The following is a 21,853-nucleotide window of genomic DNA, read 5'->3' on the forward strand; positions in this document are numbered from 1 at the left end:
GACTGTCACCCCGCCCCGTCACGCATCTTACGATGCGTGCCGACCCGCCCTCTCAAGGGGCGGGTGAAGCAAAGCATCACTGCCGCGCCGGCTTCCGCTCCACTGGATGGATGTCGATGCCGCGCAGCCTTCCCAGCCGCAGCACGTCCATCGACAGTGTGCGGCCGATGCGGTCGCGGTCGAGGGCACGGATCAAGTCGTCGACGCCGTTGATCTCGGCGCCGTCGAGCCTGATCACGACATCACCCGGTAGCAGGCCGGCCTTCGCGGCGGGGCTATCCGGTTCGATCTGCGCCAGCAGCGCGCCCATCGTGTTGTCGACGCCGGCGACCACCGCATGGCGCCGCGGGACCGGCGCGGTCTGGCCGGCGACGCCGATATAGGCGCGGCGGACATAGCCGTGGCGGATGATTTCCGACAGCACGAACTGCGCGGTGTTGCTGGCGACCGCAAAGCAGATGCCCTGTGCGCCGCTGATGATCGCGGTGTTGATCCCGATCACCTCCGCCGCCGACGACACTAGCGGCCCGCCGGAATTGCCGGGATTGAGCGCGGCATCGGTCTGGATCACGTCCTCGATGGTGCGTCCGCTCACCGACCGGATCGAGCGTCCGAGCGCGGAGACCACGCCAGCAGTCACCGTCGATTCGAATCCCAGCGGATTGCCGATCGCCACCACGAGTTGCCCGCGCCGCAGGCTCTTCGAGTTGCCAAGCGAGGCATAGGCAAGGTCGCGCGCGCCGTCGGCGCGCAGCAGTGCGAGATCGGTGTCGGGATCGACGCCGAGCACATGCGCGTCGGTCACAAAACCTTCGGTGTCGCGCAGGCGGATCTCTTTCGCCGAGCCGACCACATGGCTGTTGGTCAGCACGAGCCCATCGGGCGAGATCACGATGCCCGAGCCGAGCCCGCCGCGCTCGCGCGCATTCCGCACTTTCGGCCCAGTTTCGACGCGCACGACCGCGGGACCGACGCGCTCGGTCACGTCGATCACGGCATTGGAATAGGCATCGAGCAGGGCCCGGTCATCCGGGGCAGGCTCGGCCGTTCGCGATGACGAGGCGGCATCGGCGATATCTGAGGTAAAATCCAACATGGCGAGATTCCTTCGGCTTCCTCAGATGGTGGCCGGGAACCGCCAGCGCAAGGTGGGAACGCGCTCGGCGCAGGGCTGGCCTGCTATGGCGCCCGCCTAAGATTCCCGCCGCGTGTCTTGACGGGATCCAGCAGCGACCAGTCGCCTTCGGGCAGCACATGGCCCTTCGGGAATGGCGCGCGCAGCTCGAGCCCGAGCGAGCGCAGGACGCGGTCGTCGCGGTAGTAGCATTGCAGGACGACGCGGACGAGCGTCGCCGCGGCGGCGCCGCCGGTGGCGCGGAATTCCTTTGCGATCGCATCGCGCCTGGCTGCGTCGAGTTCAGCCAGCGACTGGCCGGCGAGGCGCGCGAGATGATCCAGTGCGGTGCGCACCAGCAGCGTGTCTCGCCCCATTGTGGCCAGCATGTCCGCCTGGATTGCGGGATCATCGGCGGCGGGCACCTTGTACTCGTCGCTGGCGGGAACGATCATCGCCGCGATGGTGCGGAGATCATTGCGCTGGGCTGCGGTCAGTTCATTGCTTGCGGACATGGCGGTCTCAGTCGAAGAGGTTGGCAAGGCGCTGCTTCATCTGGTCGGCGATGTAGAGCGCGATTGCCTGGATGGTCGAGGTCGGGTTGACGCCGCCGGAGGTGACGAACACGCTGCCATCGACGATGAAGAGGTTTTTTACGTCGTGCGACCGGCCCCACTCGTTGACCACGGAGCGCGCCGGATCGGTGCCCATCCGCGCGGTGCCGAGCAGGTGCCAGCCGCCCCACGGGATCGGGTCGTTGATGCAGATATCGGTGGCGCCGGCAGCCTCGAGGATCTCCCGGCCGCGCGCCAACCCGTGGTCCATCATCTTCCGGCTGTTCGCGCTGATCGTGTAGTCGACCTTCGGGGCTGGGATGCCGTGGCTGTCCTTGAGTACGGGATCGAGCGTGACGCGGTTGTGCTCCTCGGGCAGATCCTCACAGATCGCTGACACCGCGAGGCGATGGCCGTTCAGCCGGCGGAACACGCGATGATGCTCCTCGCCCCATGGCAATATGCCCTTCTGCTCGCTGGCAACAGCCTCGAACACCGGCCCGGCGCCGCGGCCGAACTGGATGCCGTAACCGCGGACGAAACCGCGCGAGAGGTCCGTGTCGTAGAACTCCTTGCTCCAAAGGCAGGTCGGCGGCGCGCGGTTGCTATCGGTCGGCTCCTTCACGAAACCGTAGATCTGCGCGTAGGGATGAAACATCAGGTTCTTGCCGACCAGGCCGGATGAATTGGCGAGCCCGTTCGGGAAGCGGCCGGACACCGAGTTCAGCAGCAGCCGGGGCGTGCCGACGCCGTTGCAGGCGATGACGACGACCTCGGCCGGCTGGAACTGCTCAACTCCATCTTGGTCGTAATAGACGACGCCCGAGGCCATGCCGTGCTCATTGGTCAGGATCTCGCGCACCCGGCAGTGTGTCCTTAGTTCGACGCCGGCGCGGATCGCCTGCGGCCAATAGGTGATGTCAGTCGAGGCTTTTGCGCCCTGCGCGCAGGCCGGCGTGCAATGGCCGAGATTGATGCAGCGCGCCCTGCCCTCGTAGTCTATTGTCGCGACGGTGGTATCTGATGGCCACCAGTGCCAGCCGAGCTTGTTCATGGCCTTGCCGATCAGCGGGCCGGAGAGCCCGAGCGGCTGCGGCGGCATCGGCGGATGGGTCAGCGGCGAGCGCGGATCGCCCGACAGGCCGGAGACGCCCATGATCCGGTCGTTCTCCTCGAAGAACGGGGTCAGCGCATCGTAGTCGATCGGCCAGTCGTCGGCGACGCCGTCCAGCGTCTTCACCTTGAAATCGGACGGGTGCAGCCGCGGCCAGTGCGCGGTGTACATCACCGTCGAGCCGCCGACGCCGTTGAAGTTAACGACTTTGATTGGCGAGTTGTCGTCGTTAACGGGATAGTCCTCCGGTCGGCCGCGAACGTTCGGGCTGGTCGACCACTCGCCATAAAACTTTGCCTCCCAATCGCGCCCGGTGCTGGGATATTCCGACGGCTTCATCCAGCCGCCCTGGTCGAGGCAGAGGATGTGCATTTTGGTTTCGGCCAGACTCCATGCCACCGCCGCGCCGGACGCGCCGGCGCCGATGATCAGGACGTCAACGGGATCGTGTTTGTTCATTATTATTGTTTCTCAACTGTCTCTGCCGTCATTGCGAGCGAAGCGAAGCAATCCATTTCGCCGCGAGCGGTGACATGGATTGCTTCGTCGCTACGCTCCTCGCAATGACGGGGCAACGGCACGGGGCCAAATTCGTAATTCCCGCCGGCCTTGGCCATCGCTTCCCACCCCGTTCCCCCATCGCCGCTTGCCGCGCGATCTAGGTCGAGACGATAGAGGCAGATGCGGCTGCGAGTAAAGCCGACACCGCGATGGCTAACCTGCAACCCTGCCCCGCGTCCAGGCGGGGTTTGTCCGCGGCCACGAGAGCGGATAGGCTTGTGCTAAGATATGAGCATCGGAGCAACGCCAGTCTTGGATCACGACGCCATCATCATCGGCGCGGGCCTGTCCGGCCTGTACCAGCTCTACCGCTTGCGCGAACGGGGCCTGCGGGTGCGCGTGTTGGAGGCCGGTACGGATGTCGGCGGCACCTGGTACTGGAACCGCTATCCCGGCGCGCGCTTCGACTCTGAAAGCTATTCCTACGGTTACTCGTTCTCGAAGGAGTTGCTGCAGGAATGGGAGTGGTCCGAGCATTTTGCCGGCCAGCCGGAAACGCTGCGCTACATCAACTACGTCGCCGACAAGTTCGACCTGCGGCGTGACATCCAGTTTCGCAGCCGGGTGACGGCTGCCGTTTGGGACGAGGACGCGCGAAGCTGGACCGTTACGCTCGAGGACGGCAGCCACTTCAATTCACGCTTCCTGATCACCGCCATCGGGCCGCTCTCGACGCCGACGCTACCGAACATCGAAGGCCGCGACGATTTCAAGGGCGCAGCGTATCACACCGCGCGCTGGCCGAAGGAGCCGGTGGATTTCGCCGGCAAGCGTGTCGCCGTGATCGGCACCGGCGCGACCGGCATCCAGACGATCCAGACCATCGCCAGTCAGGTCGGCCACCTCACCGTGTTTCAGCGCACCGCCAACTGGGCCGCGCCGCTGCATAACGGCAAGATCGACGCCGAGACCCAGGCGAAGATCAAGACTAGCTATCCCGAGATATTCGCGCGCTGCCGCGAGACCTTTGCCTGCTTCATTCACACGCCCGACCCGCGCGGCGCCTTCGAGGTATCCGACGAGGAGCGCGAGGCCAATTATGAAAGACTCTATGGCGAGCGCGGCTTCGGCATCTGGGTGGGCAATTTCAATGACATCCTGACCGACCGCAAGGCAAACGCCACGATCTCCGATTTCGTCGCGCGGAAGATCCGCGAGCGCGTGAAGAACCAGGCGGTCGCCGAAAAGCTGATCCCGAAGAATCACGGTTTTGGGACGCGTCGGCTGCCGCTCGAGACCTTCTATTACGAGGTCTATAACCAGGACAATGTCGAACTGGTCGACATCAAGGAGACGCCGATCGAGCGGATCACGCCTAAGGGCATCAAGACCAGCGATCGGGATTACGAATTCGACATCATCATCTATGCGACGGGCTTTGATGCCATCACCGGCAGTTTCGACAAGATCGATTTTCGTGGGACCGGCGGCGCGCGGCTGAAGGAAAGATGGAAGCGCGGTCCGGAGACCTATCTCGGCATCATGGTGCATGAATTTCCGAACATGCTGATGCTGATGGGCCCGCACACCGCGCTCGGCAACATTCCGCGCAGCATCGAATATAGCGTCGATTGGGTCACGGGGCTGATCAGGTTCGCGAGGGAAAAGGGATTAACCCGGCTGGAGGCGACGCCGGAGGGCGTGAAATCCTGGACCGATCACGTCAAGGCGCTTGGCGAGGGTATGCTATCCAGCGAGGTCGATTCCTGGATGACCGGCATCAATTCCAACGTCGAAGGCAAGCAGACCCGCATCGTCGCCCGCTACAGCGGCAGCGCCCCGGCCTATCGCGCGAGGTGCGACGAGGTCGCTGCGAAGCGGTATGCGGAGTTGCGGTTGGGGTAGCGGCATTCCGACATGTTCCCTCCCCTCATGCGACGAAGCGAAGCAATCCACGTCCCGGCTCGGGGACAGATGGATTGCTTCGCTTCGCTCGCCTGGGCGCGACACACACCGCTGTCACCTCCGCGCAGACGGCGGATCCGGTACACCGCGGCTTCTCGGCTCAATCACGACTGTCTCCGGAATACTTGGGCACCAGCCCCAGTGCGCAAGTACGCACAGGGCGGGTGACGACAACTGAATATGAAGCCGCCGCTTCAGGAGTGTCGCTTTCCTTGCGGCCTCGTTTGGACGCCTAGCGTGCGCAGCGCACTGGCGCGACGCGGCTGATCGATCTGATGCGCGCTTGTGATCCAAACCGCATAACTCTCGAAGGCGGGACATCATGCAGGCAAGACGATGAGCGGCGTGTGTACAAGAGCTGGAGGGTATGACGCCGGAGGACCGTGCCGCCATACGCCCTGATCAATCAATGGTTAAGTTACGGAAGAAACGGCGAGAGTATTGATCCGTTGCTGAAGTCATGATCGAGCCCACCAAGCAAGAGCGCACAGTGATCTATCGCGACAGCAGCGGGCAGGTCGAAGAGGAAGGGGTTATCACCTCGCTTGTCTTGTGAGTGCATGCAGTTCTGTCGACTGCTGCCCCAACATGTCGGCCCGCCTTTTTGTAAATTCTACAATCACGTCGACAAATTGAAACGGCGATCTGATCGTCGCAAGCTTCTGGCTGAAATCAAAAGCAAATCGCATGTTGGCTTGTGTTAATTCCAGAAGCTTCACTTGGTAACCAATCATGTTTCCCGTCGCTGAAGCAAAGTCAAACCCTCGTATCTGACCGGGGCCGTTTTGCACCGGGTTCGCAGCGTTGGGAGTCCCTTGCTGCTCGACGTTGGGAACTTCCTGTTTTGAATCGTCATGACGCCCAAGTGGCGACTCAGTCGGCCCAGCGGCAACAGAGCGCAATAGATTGTCTTTTCCGCTTTTAACAATAGCCTGCTTCTTCCCATGGGCCCGCGTGGCTATCGCGGGGCTGCGGGCGCGCTTTGACGCCTTGGCTGGTTTACGCTTACTCATCCGACGCTCCAAAGGCTGATAGATCTATGGAAAGACAACAGGCTTTGCGATCTAGCGTTCCAAACGGAGCCAATTTCCACCTTTTCCCGAAAAACTTCTACTTACTAATAAATCGTGAACGGCACGAATCCGCCTTCCTTCACAATTGTTGGGGAGCAACGGCGTGAAAATGGTTCTACCTGCGGCATGGATAACCTGGTCAAACAGCCGAAGTATTGGCGTGATCGCGCAAAGGCGACCCGCGCGAAAGCGAAGCAATTGCGCTACGACCCGCGCGAAATGCGTCGAATGCTACGGGTCGCTGAGGAATACGACAAGTTGGCTAATCGTTGTGGTGAGTGGCGGGCCAACTCATCGGAACGGCGTGCAGATCCCTACGAATAGCCCGCAATGACCATTCGCCCTGATCCTCCCGCTGTCATCGCTACGCAATACTTGATTTGGGCAATTGAGTACATCGATAAAACCGGCGATCTCAAGGCTGCGCGCCGCGCCCGCCTCGCCTTGGAAGCGCTGCGCGAGCACACCCCTCGATCAACTAATACTGGCGAACCTGCACCCTAGCCGACACCATCGACATGCCGATGCGTAAGCTCCAGGTGGTCCAGTCTGCTTCCGACCAGCACAGCAGCCTGTTTTGGGGCAGAGAGTCGCGCACGTTCTGTAGCACGGGCATCACGCGCAAACACTTTGCAGTGCAGCTGCGGAGCAACATTACACCTGACAAAAGCGCGGAACGAAACGGCTGGTCAGTCTTTTCTAAAAAAAATCGGGAGGTGCCCATGACTTCTCTGGCCATTGAGGGCGCGTGCGCATTCGCTTGGCGGAACTACTTGCTGCGCCACAGCAGTGTCGGCGAGAACGATAGCAGGCGTTCCGCCCTCCATCGCTACGTCACCCAACTTCGTGATACCGGCGAATATGATTTCGCTCTCTTGCAAATAGCTGCAGTTGCTTACTTGAGAAATCTGGACAAGTTGCATGACGACCGGGCTGCGAGAGCCGCAGCAGATCAAGTTCTGCGTCAATGCTTAACATCACGCAGTGCACAACCCGACACTTAGGTTCCGCCATGACCCCGTGCGAAGAAGCGAACAGCATGGCAGACAAGACCGCTAACGCGGCCCTTTAGGTCATAGCGACCGACGCGCTGCCAAGGGAGGCTCAGGAATGACGCGAGCAGATTGTGCTCGTCGTGACAGCCACGCGGCTTTGATTGGACATCACACAGCTTGGTCGTTGATGTGATCCGAAGCTATTATTCGCATTGCTAGGAATATCGCAGAATGTGGAACTGGATGATGCTGGGGCTAGAAAGCAATCGCGTGATCGGACTGCGCATCGCGAAGTTGATGCGCGGCGGTAAAGCGGCCAAACGTGAAGCTCAGCGCATGGTGAGTGAGAAAATGTTTGCGGCGGCGAAGGCCGGTACAAGCCTGATGGCTGGCGCATCTGGCGACAAGATTATTCAGCAGTATCGAAGAAAGGTGGCGGCAAACACCAAACGGCTTAGCCGGAAACGAACACGGCGCAAACGAAAGTAAAGCCGACCCTGCGGCTGACCACCTATAGCTCACTTGCTACGCTGCTTGAGCGCCCACAATCGATAGGCTGCACGATATAGCGGTCTGGTTTTGTTGGCTGTGGTATCAGCTTTTCGCCTTCGCGGCCGGCGACCCTTGCGGCGACGATCGCCAAGCATGCTCGGTGATGGATGGTGTTGGGCACGGCGCTATGCTCGTGGTTCAAGGACGTCCAGCCCCCTTGACCAAAGCTAGGAGGTCCTACGGACCTTCCGCTACCACGCATCAATACACGGCCGCTTCTTGGTCGTGCGCGCTTCCGCCTTCGGCACCGAGCGCAAGCCGGACATGATCCAGTGCCTTGTCTCGGCGGGATCGATCACCTCGTCGATCTCAAGCACGGAAGCGATCGAGACGGCCTTGCCGTTGGCATAGAGTTCGGCAACCTTGGCCTTGTAGTAATCGTCGCGCTCGGCGGGATCTTCGATCGCTTCCATTTCCTTGCGGAAGCCGAGGCGCACATAGCCTTCCAGGCCCATGCCGCCGAACTCGCCGGTCGGCCAGGCCACCGTGAAGAAGGAGGCATGAAAACCGCCGCCGATCATCGATTGTGCGCCAAGGCCATAGCCCTTGCGCAAGACGATGCCGAACAGCGGCACGGTGAGGCTGGCGCCGGTGACGAACATGCGCGCGACATGGCGCACGATCGCAGTCTTTTCGGCTTCGGGGCCGACCATGAAGCCCGGCGTATCACACAGCGACAGCAGCGGGAGGTCGAAGGCGTCGCAGAGTTGCATGAAGCGCGCGGCCTTGTCACCGGCCGGCGCATCGATCGCGCCGCCGAGATGCTTTGGGTTGTTGGCGATCAGGCCGAACGGTTTTCCTTCGATGCGGATGAAGGCGGTGATCATGCCGACGCCGAAATCCCGGCGGATCTCGAGCACCGAGCCTTCGTCCGCGAGCAGATCGATGACGCTGCGGATATTGTAGACGCGCAGGCGGTTTTCCGGGATCGCCCGCCGCAGCAGGCGCTGGTCCGGCGCTTTCCAATCGGCGACGGCGCCCTGGAAATAGGACAGATATTTCTGCGCGGCTGCGGTCGCTTCCGCTTCGTCCTCGACCAGGATGTCGATCACGCCATTCGGCGACTGGAACGACACCGGTCCAACTTCCGCCGGATGGTAGACGCCGAGGCCGCCGCCCTCGATCATCGCGGGACCGCCCATTCCGATGGACGCATTCTTGGTCGCGATGATGACATCGCAGCAGCCGAGCATTGCGGCGTTGCCGGCAAAGCAATAGCCGGAGACCACGCCGACGACCGGCACCAGGCCTGAGAGTTTGGCGAACTGCACAAAGGATGGTCCGTCCAGGCCGGTCATGCCGAGCCTATCGGTATCGCCAGGACGGCCGCCGCCGCCCTCGGCATAGAACACCAAAGGCAATCGCCATTGCTCCGTCAGGCTCAGCATGCGGTCGATCTTCTTGTGGTTCATATGGCCCTGCGTGCCGGCCAGCACCGTGTAGTCGTAGGCGATCACCATGCAGCGGGCGGCTTCCGCGCCGAACAGGTGCGCATTCACGGTAGCGACGCCGGAGATCAGGCCGTCGGCCGGCGTGTTGCGGATGAGGTCGTCGACCGAGCGGCGGCGGCGCTGGGCGGCAATCGCAAGTGAGCCGTATTCGACAAAGGAGCCTTCGTCGACGAGATGGGCGACGTTCTCGCGCGCGGTGCGCTGGTTGGTCTTGCGGCGGCGCTCGACCGAGGCCGGGCGGTTTTCATCCAGCGTGATGGCGTGGCGCTCGATCAGTTCGGCAAGATCGGGACGGATGTGATCGAGGTCGACGTCCTCTTCCTCGGCCACGTCATGGGCGTCGATCTCGGCCGGCTCGAGATAAAGGATCGCCTCATCCTGCATCAGCGTCACGCCTGGTCCGGCTGCGATCTCCGTCACGCGGCCGCCGTGCGGCGCCGTGACCAGATGCTCCATCTTCATGGATTCCAGCACGGCGATCTGCTGGCCGGGGCGAACGAGGTCCCCCTCCTCGACATCAACAGCGACGATCGTGCCTTGCAGAGGTGCCGGAACGGCCACCGAACCTTCCGGACCGCTTGCCGATGCTGCAACCGCTGCTGCGAGCGTCTCGTCATCGGCGGCGCTGCCGGATTCGGCCAGCTCCGTCTCCGCCACTTCCTCGGCCGCCCGCTTAGCTTCGCCAACGAGATCGGCGGCATGCCGATCGATGAAACCGGTAGAGAGGCGGTTTTCGACAAAGTCCGGATGCGCCAGGATCGCCGCAAGGAATGGCAGGTTGGTGGCGACGCCGTCGATGCGGAACTCACGCAGCGTGCGTGAGGCCTTGTGCACGATATCGGTCCAGTTGCCGCCAGGCGAATGCACGATGACTTTTGCCAGTAGCGAGTCGAAGGCGGCGCTGGTGCGATAGCCCGAATAGCCGAACGTATCGACGCGAACGCCGGGGCCGGACGGCAGGTCGAACATCGCGAGTATCCCGCCGGTCGGCTTGGTGGCGCCCGTTTCGTCCATCACCTCCATGTTGACGCGAAGCTGCATCGCAAAACCGCGCGGCCGCGGGATATAGCCCTGCGCCAGGCCGAGCGAGCCGAGCGTTGCGCCAGCCGCGACCGCCAGCTGCGACTGTACGAGGTCGACGCCGAGCACCTGCTCGGTGACGGTGTGCTCGACCTGCAGCCGCGGATTGGCCTCGATGAAGGCAAAGGCCTTATCGCTGGTGCGGGCGTCGTTATCGACCAGGAATTCGAAGGTGCCGAGATTGTCGTAATTGGCGGCGGCGGCGAGTTCCTTGGCCGCATCGATGATGCGGATGCGCAGCGCGTCGCTCAGGGACGGGCTCGGCGCGACCTCGATGAGCTTCTGATTGCGGCGCTGCACCGTGCATTCGCGCTCCCAGAGATGGCTGATCGCGCCGTGATGGTCGCAGATGATCTGCACCTCGATATGGCGGGCGTTGCGGATCAGGCGTTCGACATAGACGCCGTCGCTGCCGAAGGCGGCCATCGCCTCGGAACGGCAGCGGGCATAGGCTTCCTCCAGCCGCAAGGGATCATCGACAATCCGCATGCCGCGGCCGCCGCCGCCGGCAATCGCCTTGATCATGATGGCGCCGCCCTCGCCCTGCGATTCCAGAAAGGCTTTTGCCTCCTCCAGGCTGGTCGGGCCGCTGGTGCCCTCGGTGATGGGGACGCCGCATTGCTTGGCCAGCGCCTTGGCCTGCGCCTTGTCGCCGAACAGATCGAGCGCGTCCGGCGACGGCCCGACAAAGACGATGTGTTCCTCGATGCAGCGCCGGGCGAATGCGGCGTTCTCGCTGAGGAAGCCATAGCCGGGATGAATGGCGTCGCATCCGGTCGCCTTGGCAGCGGCGATGACCGCCTCGATATCAAGATAGGCCCGCGCGCCGCGCCCGGGGATTTCATAGGCGCTATCCGCAGCGCGGACATGCAACGACTGGGCATCGTCGGCGGAATGGATCGCGACAGCGGCGAGCCCGGCATCGCCCGCCGCGCGCGCGATGCGGATGGCGATCTCGCCGCGGTTGGCAATCAAGAGCTTATTGAAGGACATGGACGTTTCGCTGGCCCCTAATTCGCGGACTGAATTCGCCGGCGAAACCGCTGTCGATTCAGATTCTTGTGCCTGATATGACAACCTTGCGGGAATGGCGATGCAAGTGGAATTTTGTTCCACGCAACGGGAAATCACCGCGGGTCCGAACGTGGTTTGGCCGTCAGCCGCAAGCGAAGTTGGTCTCGAACCAGTTTTGCAGCGAGGCGGAAAGCTGCGGCCAGGCGTGCTGAAGGCCGGAGGTTGCAGCGCTTGCCCGGTAGATGCCGCGCAGCTCCGTCTCGATTGCCGCGCGATCGACGCCGGTGCAGCGGCCGTCCTGCACGATCAGGCGGCCATCGACCACGACATCGCGTAGCAGCGAGGCGTTGCCGCGCGCGAACAGGAGATCGATGGGATCAACTGGCAGGATCTGGTCGCGGTCGAGCCGGTCGAGATCGAGGGTAACGAAATCGGCTGGCGCGCCCGGCACGAGCGCGCCGGTTCCGGGCGCCCCTGTCGCCTTGCGGCCGTTTGCGACGGCGAGACCCAGGAATTCAGCTGTCGTCCAGGTGCGGTCAAAACCGAGGCCGCCATGCGCCATCTGCACCAGCCGCATCTCGCGCAGCACGTCATCGTCCTCGTCCAGCGCCAGCCCGTCGACGCCGACCGCAATGGCGCAGCCGCAGCGGTGCGCCGCCTTGATCGGCGCCAGCCCGGAACGCAGGTGAAGGTTGGAGGAGAAGTTGGTGACGATGCGGGCGCCGGACGCCGCGATCATCTCGATCTCGTCCGGGCGGGCGTGAATGCAGTGTGCCAAGGTCAGCCGCTCGGACAACAAACCGATATCGCGGAGGTAGCGGACGATGCCGTCAGGGAAATGCCGGTCCGCCCAGGCGCGCTGATAGATCGTCTCGAGGAGATGCATATGGATGCGCCGGCCGGTCAGTGCCGAATTCTCCGCCACCGCTTCGAGCAGCGGCTTTGAGCACCATTGCACGCCGGCCGGGCCGAGCTGCACGTCGACCTTGGGACCGGCGATGGCGGCGGCGATCGCGTCCGTCAGCTCGATATAGGCTTTTGGCGACATCGGCGCGCGGACGAACATCTGCTCGATCGTGCTACGGTCGTCCCTGGAGAGGCCGGCGAGAAGCGGCTCCTCATCGCCATAGACGACCGGGTTCTGGTCGCGCACCGCGAGCGCGAAGGCGATCCGGATGCCGACATCGGATGCTGCGCGGGCAATCGCCTTGGCCTCCTCGACCAGCGGCATCGCCCCGCTCGGCCGGGTGTAATGGATCATCATCGCCGCGCACCCTGCCCGCGCCGAACGCGCCAGCGCCGAGGCGGCTGTCAGATACGGATCGATCGGCGTGCCGAGCGCGGACCTAAGAATCCAGCTCTCCAGGGGCATGCCGACCGCGCCGAACGAGGACGCGGCCGGGCGGGCATGGTCGTGGGCGTTGACGAAGGCCGGCAGCACGAGGGAGCGTGGGCCTGTTGCAGGCACTGTGCCTTCGGAGATTTCAGTGATGACGCCATTGTCGTGGCGCAGCACGACGTCGAGCAGGCCGCGATCGCGGCCGGAGAACAGGCTGTGTGCGGGGACTTCGGTAATCATGGCTACCCTCCGTCATTGCGAGGAGCGAAGCGACGAAGCAATCCATCTGTTCCCGAGCGGAGGCATGGATTGCTTCGCTTCGCTCGCAATGACGGTGCCAACGTCAGTTCGCCGTGTAAACCAGCTCCCGGTCCCCCCGCGGCGGCAGGAACTCCCGCGAAAAAATCTCCGACGGCACGGGCGCGCGGGCGAGCTGATAGCCTTCGACGATAATGCCGATGGCGCGCGCCATGCGGTCGTCCTTGACGTCGCCGACGCCGATCTCCTTCATCTCGGGCGAGACGATCAGCTTGTCGAAGGAAAACTGCAACCTGCGCTTCTCGACCTCGACATTGATCAGATTGTCGTAATTGACAGCGGCCTTCATGCCCGCGTTCTGATCCTTGGCGATCGCGATCATCGCCTTGTTGACGGCGCGGACGAGGCCGGCGACGGCCTTCGGGTTGGAGGCGAGCAGCTTGCGCGACACCATCACGCCGTTGGAATAGAGGTCGAGTCCGTAATCGCCGAACGAGAACCATTTGTAGTCCTTGTCGGGGTCCTGGCGGTTCAGCACGAGGTTGAAATAGCTCGTGATGTTGAACACCAGGGCAGCGTCGATGTCGCCCTTGATCAGCATCGGCTCCTGCAGGTTCGGCGCCATGTTGGAAATCTTGATCTTCTCGCCTTCCAGCTTGTTCTTGCTCGCGAACACTGGGAGCAGCCGCGTGGTCGGCGTGCCCTGCGCACCGCCGAGGGTGTGTCCTTCAAAATCCTTGATGCTGTTGATGCCGCTGGTTTTCTTGGTGACGATCGCGAATGGGGGCTGGTTCCAGATCATGTAGACCATGACAGGGGCATCCTGCGGCTTGGTCGAGGCGTTCTGGATGATGGCGTTGACGTCGCCGAAGCCGGCATCATAGGCGCCGGACATGATGCGCGTCACCGTCGCGCCCGAGCCCTCGCCCTGGTCGATCACGACGTTGAGGCCCTCTTCCTTGAAGTAGCCGTGGTCCTTGGCATAGAAGAACGCGGCGTCCGAGCCTTGCGTCTTCCAGCCCAGCGTGAACTTGATCGTTGTCTCCTGGGCATGGGCGGCGCCGGCTAACAAGGCTACTCCGAGCAGCGCGGCACTTACTCTGGCTAACATCACAGGTCTCCTCGATCGGGGTTGGATGACGGTTGGCGGAAGCTTTCTCACGTGGCGATCATGTCGTTCTTGCGCGTAGCCCAGCCGGTGATGCGGCCTTCGATCACCGAGAAGCTCACGTAGAGGGCGACGCCGAGCCCGGCGAGCACGAACAGGCCGGCGAACACCAAGGGCACGTTGAAGTTCGAGGACGCGGTCATCATGACGTTGCCGATGCCGCGATTGGAGGCGACGGTCTCCGAGAGCACCGCGCCGACAAAGGCGTAGGAGATCGCGACCTTCAGCGAAGCAAAGAAGAACGGCATGGTCCGGGGCAGGCCGACATTCCAGAGAATGTCGAACTTGCTGGCGCCCAGCGCCTTCAGCACGTCTTCGAGCTCGGGCTCGGTGGTGGCAAGCCCCGTCGCGATGTTGACGACGATCGGGAAGAAGCAGATCGACAGCGCGGTCAATACCGCCGGCACCGTGCCGGAGCCGAACCATAATACGAAGATCGGCACCACGGCGACTTTCGGAATCGAGGAGAAGCCGACGAGGAGCGGATACGCCGTATCATAGGCCGTCCTGGAAACCCCGATGATGGCGCCGAGCACGACGCCGAGGCCGACGCCAAGCACAAAACCGATCATGGTTGTCGCCAGCGTCTGCAGGATATGCGGCCACAGGATCGGGAATTTCTCGAACAGCGTGAAAAACACCTGCGAGGGCCGCGGCAGCACCAGGTCGGACATCCCGGTCATGAGGCAGAACAATTCCCAGCCGACGAAGAACAGCACGATCAGCCCCGCCGACCAGGCCTTTTGGCGATAATCGAGATCGGGCATGTCAGGCTGCTCCCTTTGCCGCGCCTCTTGCGTCGACGATGAAGGCGCGCAGCTTCTGGTTCAGCGCGACGAAATCAGGCTCGAAGGTCATCGCGACGGTGCGCGGCCGTGGAAAATCGACGCGGCTGTCGTCGAGGATGCGGCCGGGCCGCGCGCTCATCACGCAGATGCGGCTGCCGAGGAACGCCGCCTCGCGCAGATCGTGCGTCACCAGCAGCACGGTCGGCTTGTGGGCGATCCAGAGCTCCTGCAGGATCGACCACAGCTCTTCCCGCGTGAACTGGTCGAGCGCGCCGAAGGGCTCATCCAGCAGCAGCATGCGCGGCTCATGGATCAGCGCGCGGCAGAGATTGGCGCGCTGGAGCATGCCGCCGGAAAGCTGCCAGGGATAGCGGTTGCCGAACCCCTTGAGGCCGACCTGCTCCAAGAGCGCGTTGGCCTTCTCGCGGAAATCGGTCTTGCGCAGTTTGCGGAACTGCGAGCGGAAGGGCTCGACGATCTTGAGCGGCAGCATGATGTTGCGCTCGATCGACATCCACGGCAGCATGGTGGGGTTCTGGAAGGCCATGCCGACGCGCATCGCGCGCGCGGAGACTTCCCGGCCGCCGACGATAACGACGCCGGAGGTCGGCTGCACCAGGCCGCTCACCAGACGCAGGATGGTCGACTTGCCGCAGCCGGACGGGCCGACCAGGGCAACGAACTCGCCGTCGGCGATCCGAAGCGTCGTCGTGGCGAGAGCCGGCACCGCCCGGGCGCCGCGGCCGAAGGTGACGGAGGCTTCCGACAGCTCGATCGCAATGGGCGCAGCGGATGCCGCAACCGGCGCGCCGCGGAATTCGGAATGGGGTTGCATGCGCATCATGGCCAGAAGTGCATGCAAGCCGGATGCCAGCCACGTCCGCGTGGAAAATCAACGGGATCGCGACCGGCGGCACAAATGCAGCGAATTTCTTTTGTGCAATTCGTGGCGCAAACTGCATGCAATTGAGGCGCTCGCTTTGTACGCAAATGTGATAAGAGAACGCCGTTCAGAACTCCCAGGATTCGCCAATGGCGCCCCGCACCGCCAAGACCGCCGAACCGTCCGACAAGGTCGGCGTGATCTGCCGCGCGCTGCGCCGCGCCATCATCGAGCAGGCGCTGGCACCGGGCGCAAAATTGCCGGAGGATTCGCTTGGCGAGCGGTTCGGCGTCAGCCGCACCATCGCGCGGCATGCGCTGGGCCAGCTCGCCGCAGAAGGCCTCGTTGAGCTGCGGCGCAACCGGATTGCCGTGGTGGCGACGCCGAGCTGGCAGGAAGCCCGCGATGCCTTCGACATCAGGATCGAGCTCGAGCGCCTCGTCGTGCGCCAGCTGGCCGGCAAGCTCAGCAAGGCGCAGATCACGGAGCTGAACGCCCATGTCGACGCCGAGGATCGCGCACGCGACGGCACGGACGCGGTATCGATTCGCCTCGCGACCGAATTCCACATCCTGCTCGCCAACATGACGAACAGCCCGATCCTGGTGCGCTATGTCAGCGAGGTCGCCTATCGCTGCTGCCTGACGCTGTCGCTGTACAGCCGTCCGCACTCCTCGGAATGCGCCATCAACGAGCACCGCGCGATCATCGCGGCGCTGGTCAAGGGCGATGAGGCCAAGGTGATGAGCCTGATGCACAGCCATCTGGACTCGGTCGCCAGCCGTGCGCTGGTCTCCCCCGCCCCGCAGCGCGGTCGCGATTTGCTGGATATTCTGGCGCCTTATGCCGAGGAAAGCGAAGGCGGCCGCGTGGTGAAACTGCCGAAGGTGGTTAGGGTGAGGTAGGCCCGCTCCCTCGCCCCGCGCTTGCGGGGAGAAGGTTGGGGTGAGGGGCTCTATCCAAGCAATCGGACTCGCGGAGAGTCCCCCTCACCCGAAGCCTTCGGCTTCGACCTCTCCCCGCAAGCGGGGCGAGGTAAAAAACTACGCCTCAATCCCCCGCTGCACCAGGATCCGCTCGGCGCTGTCGTTCCAGACGTCCATCTTCACGATCTGCCCGCCTCTCACGACGAAGCGGTCGACGTAGCGGTTGCCTTCGAACGGCGTGCCGTCGGTCCATTCGCCGTAGAGCGTGCCGGTGCTGTAGACCACCGTCTCCTCCGCGCCCGGGCAGACGTCGAAACGGTCCATCTTCTTCTTGACCCAGCGATAGCGCCGCGCGTTGAAGCCGGTCGGGCCGCGCGGATGATCGAACTCCCGTCCGCCGGTGAATGTGATGATCGTCCCCGGCTTCATATACGCCGCAGCGGCATCGGGATCGGGGATCATCGACGCCGTGAGGTAGGCTTCGACCACCTCGGCATCCGACATTTTCGGTTTGGCTGTTGCGGCAACGGACATCGCGGTTCTCCTGATGGGCGGGACTCTACAATCGGGTCGCCAGATTGCATGCATATATTTTGAACAATTCGGTGCTCAAATTGCACACAATCTGGAGCTGCCCGTCCGCTGCCGTTCCGCTAGGTTCGCATCATCGAACCCGCCCCCTTCCCGGTACCATGAACGCGAAAACCGCCTTCGACCTCGTCTTCCGCAACGCCAAAACCCGGTCATCGGCGATTCCGGTCGATATCGGCGTCAGCGGCGGCCGGATCGCGGCGATCGCGCCGCGGCTCGAGTGCGAGGCGGCCGAGGTCGAGGTCGACGGCCGGCTCGCGCTACCAGGCTTCGTCGACACCCACATTCATCTCGACAAGGCCTGCCTGCTCGGCCGCTGCGGGCACGACCATGGCAGCGTCAGCGAAGCCATCGCGGCGGTCGCCGCGATGAAGCGCGAGTTTACAATAGAGGACGTCTACGCCCGCGGCGCGCGCGTGCTGGACCGCGCCATCGTGCACGGCACGACGCGGATGCGCACCCATGTCGAGATCGATCCGCGCATCGGCCTGCGCAGCTTCGAGGCGATCAAGGCGCTGAAGCGCGGCTACGCCTGGGCCATCGAGCTTTCGATCTGCGTGTTTCCGCAGGAGGGCCTGACCAATGATCCCGGCGCCGAGGAACTGCTGATCGCGGCCCTACGCGACGGCGGCGAAGCGATCGGCGGCTGTCCCTACATGGACACCGATCCGAATACGCATCTTCAAAAGATTTTTGATCTGGCGCAGGAGTTCGACGTCGATGTCGATCTGCATCTCGACTTCGATCTCGATCCGTCCTGGTGGCATCTGGACGAGGTCTGCCGGCAGACCGAGCGGCGCAATTATCAGGGGCGCGTTGCGATCGGCCATGCCACCAAATTGTCGGCACTGCCGCCGGACCGGCTGCAGGCGGCAACGGCACTGCTTGCCAAATCCGGCGTCGCCGTCACCGTGCTGCCCGCGACCGATCTCTATCTGATGGGCCGCGATGCCACGCACAACGCGCCGCGCGGGCTGACGGTGGCGCACAAGCTCGCCGAGAACGGCGTGCTCTGCTCGGTGGCGACCAACAATCTGCTCAATCCGTTCACGCCGTTCGGCGATGCCTCGCTGCTGCGGATGGCGAATTTCTACGCCAATGTCGCGCATGCCGGCATCAGCGAGTTCGAGGCCTGCCTCGACCTCGTCACGGATCTACCGGCGCGGCTGATGAACTTGCGGGATTACGGCATCGCGCCGGGCAACCCCGCGGACCTCGTCATCCTTGATACCGACAGCGGCACCAATGCGATTGCCGAACTGCCTGACATGCTGATGGGGTTCAAGAACGGCCGGCAGGTGTTCGAGCGGAAGAAGCCGGTACTGTTTCGTCCATAGTTTCGGTGTGCTGCGCCATCGGTGGCCACATCCTTCGAGATGCCGCTTCGTGGCTCCCCAGGATGAGGTCTGAGACCCTCATGATGAGGAGCGCGGCAAGGCCGCGTTCTCGAACCATGCAGGCCGCGCTCCAGCCCATGCGGTCTCCCGCAATTGACCTCCCCGCCGATCCGTTGTTGGTATCGGGTCAATAAAAACAATCAGCCCGGGCAGGAAATCATGAAAAAAGCCACCCAGATCAGAAACGTCGAAACGCTCGCCTGCGACGCCGGCTGGCGGAACTATCACTTCGTCAAGATCACGACCGAGGACGGCATCGTCGGCTGGAGCGAGTACGACGAGGGTTTTGGCGCGCCCGGCGTGACCGCGGCGATCGAGCGGCTCGGGGCGCGCGTGGTCGGCAAGAACGCCTACCAGCATGAGCGGATCTATGCGGAGCTGTTTGCCGCGACGCGACCGGCCGCCGGCGGCGTGGTGGCTCTGGCATTGGGCGCCATCGAGAACGCGCTACTCGACGTCAAGGCCAAGGCGTTAGGGGTGCCCTGCTACGAGCTGCTCGGCGGCAAGATCCGCGACCGCATCCGCGTCTACTGGTCGCACTGCGCGACATGGCGCATCAACCATCCCGACTGGTTCAAGCCGGCCATCACCGATCTCGACGGCGTCAAATCAATCGGCAATGAGGTGCGTGAAAAAGGCTTTACGGCGATGAAGACCAACATCTTCGTCTATACCGACGGCAAGCCGCAAGGCTGGCGTCCCGGGTTCGGTTCGCCGTTCGAGCCGGAGATCAATGTCGATCGGAAGGTGCTGCGAAACCTCTGCATGCATCTGGAAGCGATCCGCGACGGCGCCGGTCCCGATGTCGACCTGTTGCTCGATCTCAACTTCAACGCCAAGACCGAGGGCTATTTGAAGATACTGCGTGCCATCAAGGACATGGACCTGTTCTGGGTGGAGATCGACACCTTCAATCCGCAGGCGCTGAGCTACATCCGCCGCCAGAGCCCGCACCCGGTCTCATCCTGCGAGACGCTGCTCGGCCTGCGCGAATTCCTGCCCTATTTCACAGAGCAGGCGATGGATGTCGCGATCGTCGATACGCCATGGAACGGGGTGTGGCAATCGATGAAGATCGCCGCCGCCGCCGAGCATTTCGAGGTCAACGTCGCCCCGCATAATTTCTACGGCCATCTCTGCACCATGCAAAACGCGCACTTCTCGGCCGCCGTGCCGAACCTGCGCATCATGGAAACCGATATCGACCGCCTGGCATGGGACCACGAACTGTTCACCCATGTGCCCGAGATCGTCGACGGCTATCTCGTCATGCCGGACCGCCCCGGCTGGGGCACCGAGCCCAACGAGGAAGGCCTGCGCGCCCATCCGCCGAAGAGCAAGGGCGGACTGTTGAATTACGGGCAGAAGTAGGCGCGGAGCTCCGTTGTCATACCCCGCGCATGCGGGGTATCAGTACGCCGCGGCTCATCGGCAAAGTCACCGGCGTCTCGGCGTACTGGATTGCCCGCCTTCGTGGGCAGTGACAGCCATAGTGTAAAATCTCACTTATCCCCCGCCACACCCAGAAACGCGCTCTCGATGACGTCGCCGATCGGCTGCCAGGAATTACCGTCGAACTGCACCAGCCGCATCTGCTCAATCGGATGGAAGTCGGCGGGCCCGGTGTTGATCGTAATCCCCGGAAACGCGACCGTGCTTTGGTAGTTTCGCAGTGACGCCGCCTGCCGCATGATGTTCTCGCGTGACAGGTCGTCGCCGCATTGCGTCAACACCCGCGCCAGCGTTTCGGCCGCCGCGTAGCCGAAGATCGCGTTGCCGTCTTCCTTGTCGCCGTCAGGATAATACTTGTCCATGAAGGCGAGCCACTCCTTGATACCAGCATCATCCTTCCAACTGGCGTCGCTGGCGTCCTTCAAAAACGACGTCGAGATCACGCCGACGGAATTCTGCAATCCTGCCGGCCGCAGCGCGTTGGCGATCGAGGCCGCCGCATTCACGAGCACCAGCACGGGATGCCAGCCCTGTTCGGCGGCCTTGCGGATCGCGCGCGCCGAGATCGGCGGCGCGCAGTTGAGCACCAGCACTTCCGCACCGGAGTTCTTGAGGATGTCGACCTGCGCATCGATCGACATATCAGGCTCGATGGCGATATCGGCCACGATCATGTTGGCGGTGATGCCGAGCCCTTCCTGCAATCCCCTAAACAGATCGCGGCCGAACTGGTCGTTCTGCCAGAGCACGGCGATCTTCCGGCTCGGATAGGCGGCCTGGATGTAGTTGGCGTAGATGCGGCCCTCGGAGCGGAACGTCGGCTGCCAGCCCATCGTCCACGGAAATCGCTTCGGATGCGCCCACTCCTCGTCACCGGAGGCGACGAAGAGCTGCGGGATGTTCTGCTCGTTGAGATAGTTTCGCGTCGCGAGGTTGCTCGGCGTGCCGAACGATCCGAACATCAGGTGCACGCGTTCCTGCTCGACGAGGTCGCGGGTGTGCTCGACCGCAGTCTTCGGGTTAGAGCTGTCGTCGCGTGAGATGAACCTGACCTTGCGCCCATTGATGCCGCCGCGCTCGTTGATCATGTCGAAATAGGCGGCCTCCGCCCGGCCGATCGACGCGAACGCGGCGAGCGGGCCGGTGTACGGCATGATGTTGCCGATGCGGATTTCGGTGTCGGTCACGCCGGCGGCGCGGACGATCGGAGCGATCCAAATCGATGCCAAGAACAACGCAGCGAAGAAGGCTGCTGGCAGCCATTTTATTCTTGTTTTCATCAACACTGCCCTCGTGCGCGAGCTGTTCGGAGCTCGTGACGCCACCCAGCAATGACGATGATAGCGCGGGAGATCAGCTTGTTAAAATGAAATGTTGGTGGCGTGCCTTCGCCGCGTTGGATAGCTCGGCAGTCTTCACGAAATGAGACGTTGCGGTTTTGGCGAGTTTGATGTCCGATACACGTTCAGCAGCGGCACGAACTCGAACATCGCCGGATATCCGAGTTAGCGTCCAAGCTGCGCGTGGCAAGGAGGTCGAGGCATGAGGATAGCGATCGCAGCTTTGGGAACGGCCCTGGTCCTATGTAACCTGGGCACGCTTGGTGCCGCAGCGCAGGCGCAGACCGCCCAAGTCGTT

20 protein-coding genes are annotated in these 21,853 nt (G+C 63.1%); 8 read left to right on the plus strand and 12 right to left on the minus strand.

What is annotated here, in order from left to right:
• Positions 1 to 76 precede the first annotated feature (76 nt).
• The 4 genes from RX331_RS29615 to RX331_RS29630 all read right to left on the minus strand — a co-directional run bounded on the left by RX331_RS29615 (position 77) and on the right by RX331_RS29630 (position 3,399).
• Complete coding sequence (locus tag RX331_RS29615; protein WP_317253138.1) at positions 77 to 1,096, minus strand: S1C family serine protease; 1,020 nt, start codon at positions 1,094 to 1,096, stop codon at positions 77 to 79.
• Between the two features lie 83 nt (positions 1,097 to 1,179).
• Positions 1,180 to 1,629: a hypothetical protein gene (locus tag RX331_RS29620; protein ID WP_317253139.1), complete on the minus strand. Its 450-nt coding sequence runs from the start codon at positions 1,627 to 1,629 to the stop codon at positions 1,180 to 1,182.
• Between the two features lie 7 nt (positions 1,630 to 1,636).
• The gene (locus RX331_RS29625) at positions 1,637 to 3,241 is read right to left on the minus strand and encodes a GMC family oxidoreductase (RefSeq protein ID WP_317253140.1); all 1,605 of its coding nucleotides are present in this window, start codon (positions 3,239 to 3,241) and stop codon (positions 1,637 to 1,639) included.
• A gap of 2 nt (positions 3,242 to 3,243) precedes the next feature.
• Positions 3,244 to 3,399: a hypothetical protein gene (locus tag RX331_RS29630; RefSeq protein ID WP_317253141.1), complete on the minus strand. Its 156-nt coding sequence runs from the start codon at positions 3,397 to 3,399 to the stop codon at positions 3,244 to 3,246.
• A gap of 196 nt (positions 3,400 to 3,595) precedes the next feature.
• Here RX331_RS29630 and RX331_RS29635 point away from each other — a divergent pair, with 196 nt between their 5' ends.
• Positions 3,596 to 5,188: an NAD(P)/FAD-dependent oxidoreductase gene (locus tag RX331_RS29635; protein ID WP_317253142.1), complete on the plus strand. Its 1,593-nt coding sequence runs from the start codon at positions 3,596 to 3,598 to the stop codon at positions 5,186 to 5,188.
• A 596-nt stretch (positions 5,189 to 5,784) separates the two neighbouring features.
• On the opposite strand, the gene RX331_RS29640 is transcribed toward RX331_RS29635, so the two are convergent.
• Positions 5,785 to 6,261, minus strand: a complete 477-nt coding sequence (locus tag RX331_RS29640; protein WP_317253143.1) for a Phasin protein — start codon at positions 6,259 to 6,261, stop codon at positions 5,785 to 5,787.
• Positions 6,262 to 6,375: 114 nt separating this feature from the next.
• Between RX331_RS29640 and RX331_RS29645 the strand changes: the two genes are divergently transcribed.
• The 3 genes from RX331_RS29645 to RX331_RS29655 all read left to right on the plus strand — a co-directional run bounded on the left by RX331_RS29645 (position 6,376) and on the right by RX331_RS29655 (position 7,805).
• Complete coding sequence (locus RX331_RS29645) at positions 6,376 to 6,645, plus strand: hypothetical protein (RefSeq protein ID WP_317253144.1); 270 nt, start codon at positions 6,376 to 6,378, stop codon at positions 6,643 to 6,645.
• A gap of 6 nt (positions 6,646 to 6,651) precedes the next feature.
• On the plus strand, positions 6,652 to 6,825 hold the full coding sequence (locus RX331_RS29650; RefSeq protein ID WP_317253145.1) for a hypothetical protein: 174 nt from the start codon (positions 6,652 to 6,654) through the stop codon (positions 6,823 to 6,825).
• Positions 6,826 to 7,547: 722 nt separating this feature from the next.
• Complete coding sequence (locus RX331_RS29655; RefSeq protein WP_317253146.1) at positions 7,548 to 7,805, plus strand: hypothetical protein; 258 nt, start codon at positions 7,548 to 7,550, stop codon at positions 7,803 to 7,805.
• Positions 7,806 to 8,059: 254 nt separating this feature from the next.
• On the opposite strand, the gene RX331_RS29660 is transcribed toward RX331_RS29655, so the two are convergent.
• The 5 genes from RX331_RS29660 to RX331_RS29680 all read right to left on the minus strand — a co-directional run bounded on the left by RX331_RS29660 (position 8,060) and on the right by RX331_RS29680 (position 15,807).
• The gene (locus RX331_RS29660) at positions 8,060 to 11,392 is read right to left on the minus strand and encodes a carboxyl transferase domain-containing protein (RefSeq protein ID WP_317253147.1); all 3,333 of its coding nucleotides are present in this window, start codon (positions 11,390 to 11,392) and stop codon (positions 8,060 to 8,062) included.
• Positions 11,393 to 11,555: 163 nt separating this feature from the next.
• The gene (locus RX331_RS29665; RefSeq protein ID WP_317253148.1) at positions 11,556 to 12,992 is read right to left on the minus strand and encodes an amidohydrolase family protein; all 1,437 of its coding nucleotides are present in this window, start codon (positions 12,990 to 12,992) and stop codon (positions 11,556 to 11,558) included.
• Positions 12,993 to 13,095: 103 nt separating this feature from the next.
• Positions 13,096 to 14,121: an ABC transporter substrate-binding protein gene (locus RX331_RS29670; protein WP_317253149.1), complete on the minus strand. Its 1,026-nt coding sequence runs from the start codon at positions 14,119 to 14,121 to the stop codon at positions 13,096 to 13,098.
• 47 nt (positions 14,122 to 14,168) lie between these two features.
• Positions 14,169 to 14,945, minus strand: coding sequence for an ABC transporter permease (locus RX331_RS29675; RefSeq protein ID WP_317253150.1), 777 nt, complete (start codon positions 14,943 to 14,945; stop codon positions 14,169 to 14,171).
• 1 nt (position 14,946) lies between these two features.
• Positions 14,947 to 15,807 (minus strand): ABC transporter ATP-binding protein, encoded by an 861-nt coding sequence (locus RX331_RS29680; protein ID WP_410708329.1) that lies wholly within the window; start codon positions 15,805 to 15,807, stop codon positions 14,947 to 14,949.
• 191 nt (positions 15,808 to 15,998) lie between these two features.
• Here RX331_RS29680 and RX331_RS29685 point away from each other — a divergent pair, with 191 nt between their 5' ends.
• Complete coding sequence (locus tag RX331_RS29685) at positions 15,999 to 16,754, plus strand: GntR family transcriptional regulator (RefSeq protein WP_317253152.1); 756 nt, start codon at positions 15,999 to 16,001, stop codon at positions 16,752 to 16,754.
• 138 nt (positions 16,755 to 16,892) lie between these two features.
• On the opposite strand, the gene RX331_RS29690 is transcribed toward RX331_RS29685, so the two are convergent.
• The gene (locus RX331_RS29690) at positions 16,893 to 17,309 is read right to left on the minus strand and encodes a nuclear transport factor 2 family protein (RefSeq protein WP_317253153.1); all 417 of its coding nucleotides are present in this window, start codon (positions 17,307 to 17,309) and stop codon (positions 16,893 to 16,895) included.
• Between the two features lie 158 nt (positions 17,310 to 17,467).
• On the opposite strand from RX331_RS29690, the gene RX331_RS29695 reads away from it, so the two are divergent.
• Both RX331_RS29695 and RX331_RS29700 read left to right on the plus strand, forming a co-directional pair.
• Complete coding sequence (locus RX331_RS29695) at positions 17,468 to 18,703, plus strand: amidohydrolase family protein (protein ID WP_317253154.1); 1,236 nt, start codon at positions 17,468 to 17,470, stop codon at positions 18,701 to 18,703.
• Between the two features lie 219 nt (positions 18,704 to 18,922).
• On the plus strand, positions 18,923 to 20,134 hold the full coding sequence (locus tag RX331_RS29700; RefSeq protein WP_317253155.1) for a mandelate racemase/muconate lactonizing enzyme family protein: 1,212 nt from the start codon (positions 18,923 to 18,925) through the stop codon (positions 20,132 to 20,134).
• Between the two features lie 131 nt (positions 20,135 to 20,265).
• Here the strand turns inward: RX331_RS29700 and RX331_RS29705 are convergent, their stop codons facing one another.
• On the minus strand, positions 20,266 to 21,450 hold the full coding sequence (locus RX331_RS29705) for an ABC transporter substrate-binding protein (RefSeq protein WP_317258271.1): 1,185 nt from the start codon (positions 21,448 to 21,450) through the stop codon (positions 20,266 to 20,268).
• On the opposite strand from RX331_RS29705, the gene RX331_RS29710 reads away from it, so the two are divergent.
• On the plus strand, positions 21,368 to 21,550 hold the full coding sequence (locus tag RX331_RS29710; RefSeq protein ID WP_317258382.1) for a hypothetical protein: 183 nt from the start codon (positions 21,368 to 21,370) through the stop codon (positions 21,548 to 21,550). The genes RX331_RS29705 and RX331_RS29710 overlap by 83 nt on opposite strands.
• Positions 21,551 to 21,853: the final 303 nt, after the last annotated feature.

The sequence above is a fragment of the Bradyrhizobium sp. BWA-3-5 genome (assembly GCF_032917985.1).
Taxonomy (GTDB): Bacteria; Pseudomonadota; Alphaproteobacteria; order Rhizobiales; family Xanthobacteraceae; genus Bradyrhizobium.

Bases quoted from the DNA above. Each gene is read 5' to 3' on its own strand.
- RX331_RS29685 (WP_317253152.1), top strand. From the start codon at position 15,999: ATGGCGCCCCGCACCGCCAAGACCGCCGAACCGTCCGACAAGGTCGGC.
- RX331_RS29700 (WP_317253155.1), top strand. From the start codon at position 18,923: ATGAAAAAAGCCACCCAGATCAGAAACGTCGAAACGCTCGCCTGCGAC.
- RX331_RS29675 (WP_317253150.1), bottom strand. From the start codon at position 14,945: ATGCCCGATCTCGATTATCGCCAAAAGGCCTGGTCGGCGGGGCTGATC.
- RX331_RS29650 (WP_317253145.1), top strand. From the start codon at position 6,652: ATGACCATTCGCCCTGATCCTCCCGCTGTCATCGCTACGCAATACTTG.
- RX331_RS29615 (WP_317253138.1), bottom strand. From the start codon at position 1,096: ATGTTGGATTTTACCTCAGATATCGCCGATGCCGCCTCGTCATCGCGA.
- RX331_RS29625 (WP_317253140.1), bottom strand. From the start codon at position 3,241: ATGAACAAACACGATCCCGTTGACGTCCTGATCATCGGCGCCGGCGCG.
- RX331_RS29640 (WP_317253143.1), bottom strand. From the start codon at position 6,261: ATGAGTAAGCGTAAACCAGCCAAGGCGTCAAAGCGCGCCCGCAGCCCC.
- RX331_RS29695 (WP_317253154.1), top strand. From the start codon at position 17,468: ATGAACGCGAAAACCGCCTTCGACCTCGTCTTCCGCAACGCCAAAACC.
- RX331_RS29620 (WP_317253139.1), bottom strand. From the start codon at position 1,629: ATGTCCGCAAGCAATGAACTGACCGCAGCCCAGCGCAATGATCTCCGC.
- RX331_RS29690 (WP_317253153.1), bottom strand. From the start codon at position 17,309: ATGTCCGTTGCCGCAACAGCCAAACCGAAAATGTCGGATGCCGAGGTG.
- RX331_RS29655 (WP_317253146.1), top strand. From the start codon at position 7,548: ATGTGGAACTGGATGATGCTGGGGCTAGAAAGCAATCGCGTGATCGGA.
- RX331_RS29630 (WP_317253141.1), bottom strand. From the start codon at position 3,399: ATGGCCAAGGCCGGCGGGAATTACGAATTTGGCCCCGTGCCGTTGCCC.
- RX331_RS29710 (WP_317258382.1), top strand. From the start codon at position 21,368: ATGATGTTGCCGATGCGGATTTCGGTGTCGGTCACGCCGGCGGCGCGG.
- RX331_RS29665 (WP_317253148.1), bottom strand. From the start codon at position 12,992: ATGATTACCGAAGTCCCCGCACACAGCCTGTTCTCCGGCCGCGATCGC.
- RX331_RS29670 (WP_317253149.1), bottom strand. From the start codon at position 14,121: ATGTTAGCCAGAGTAAGTGCCGCGCTGCTCGGAGTAGCCTTGTTAGCC.
- RX331_RS29680 (WP_410708329.1), bottom strand. From the start codon at position 15,807: ATGCGCATGCAACCCCATTCCGAATTCCGCGGCGCGCCGGTTGCGGCA.
- RX331_RS29660 (WP_317253147.1), bottom strand. From the start codon at position 11,392: ATGTCCTTCAATAAGCTCTTGATTGCCAACCGCGGCGAGATCGCCATC.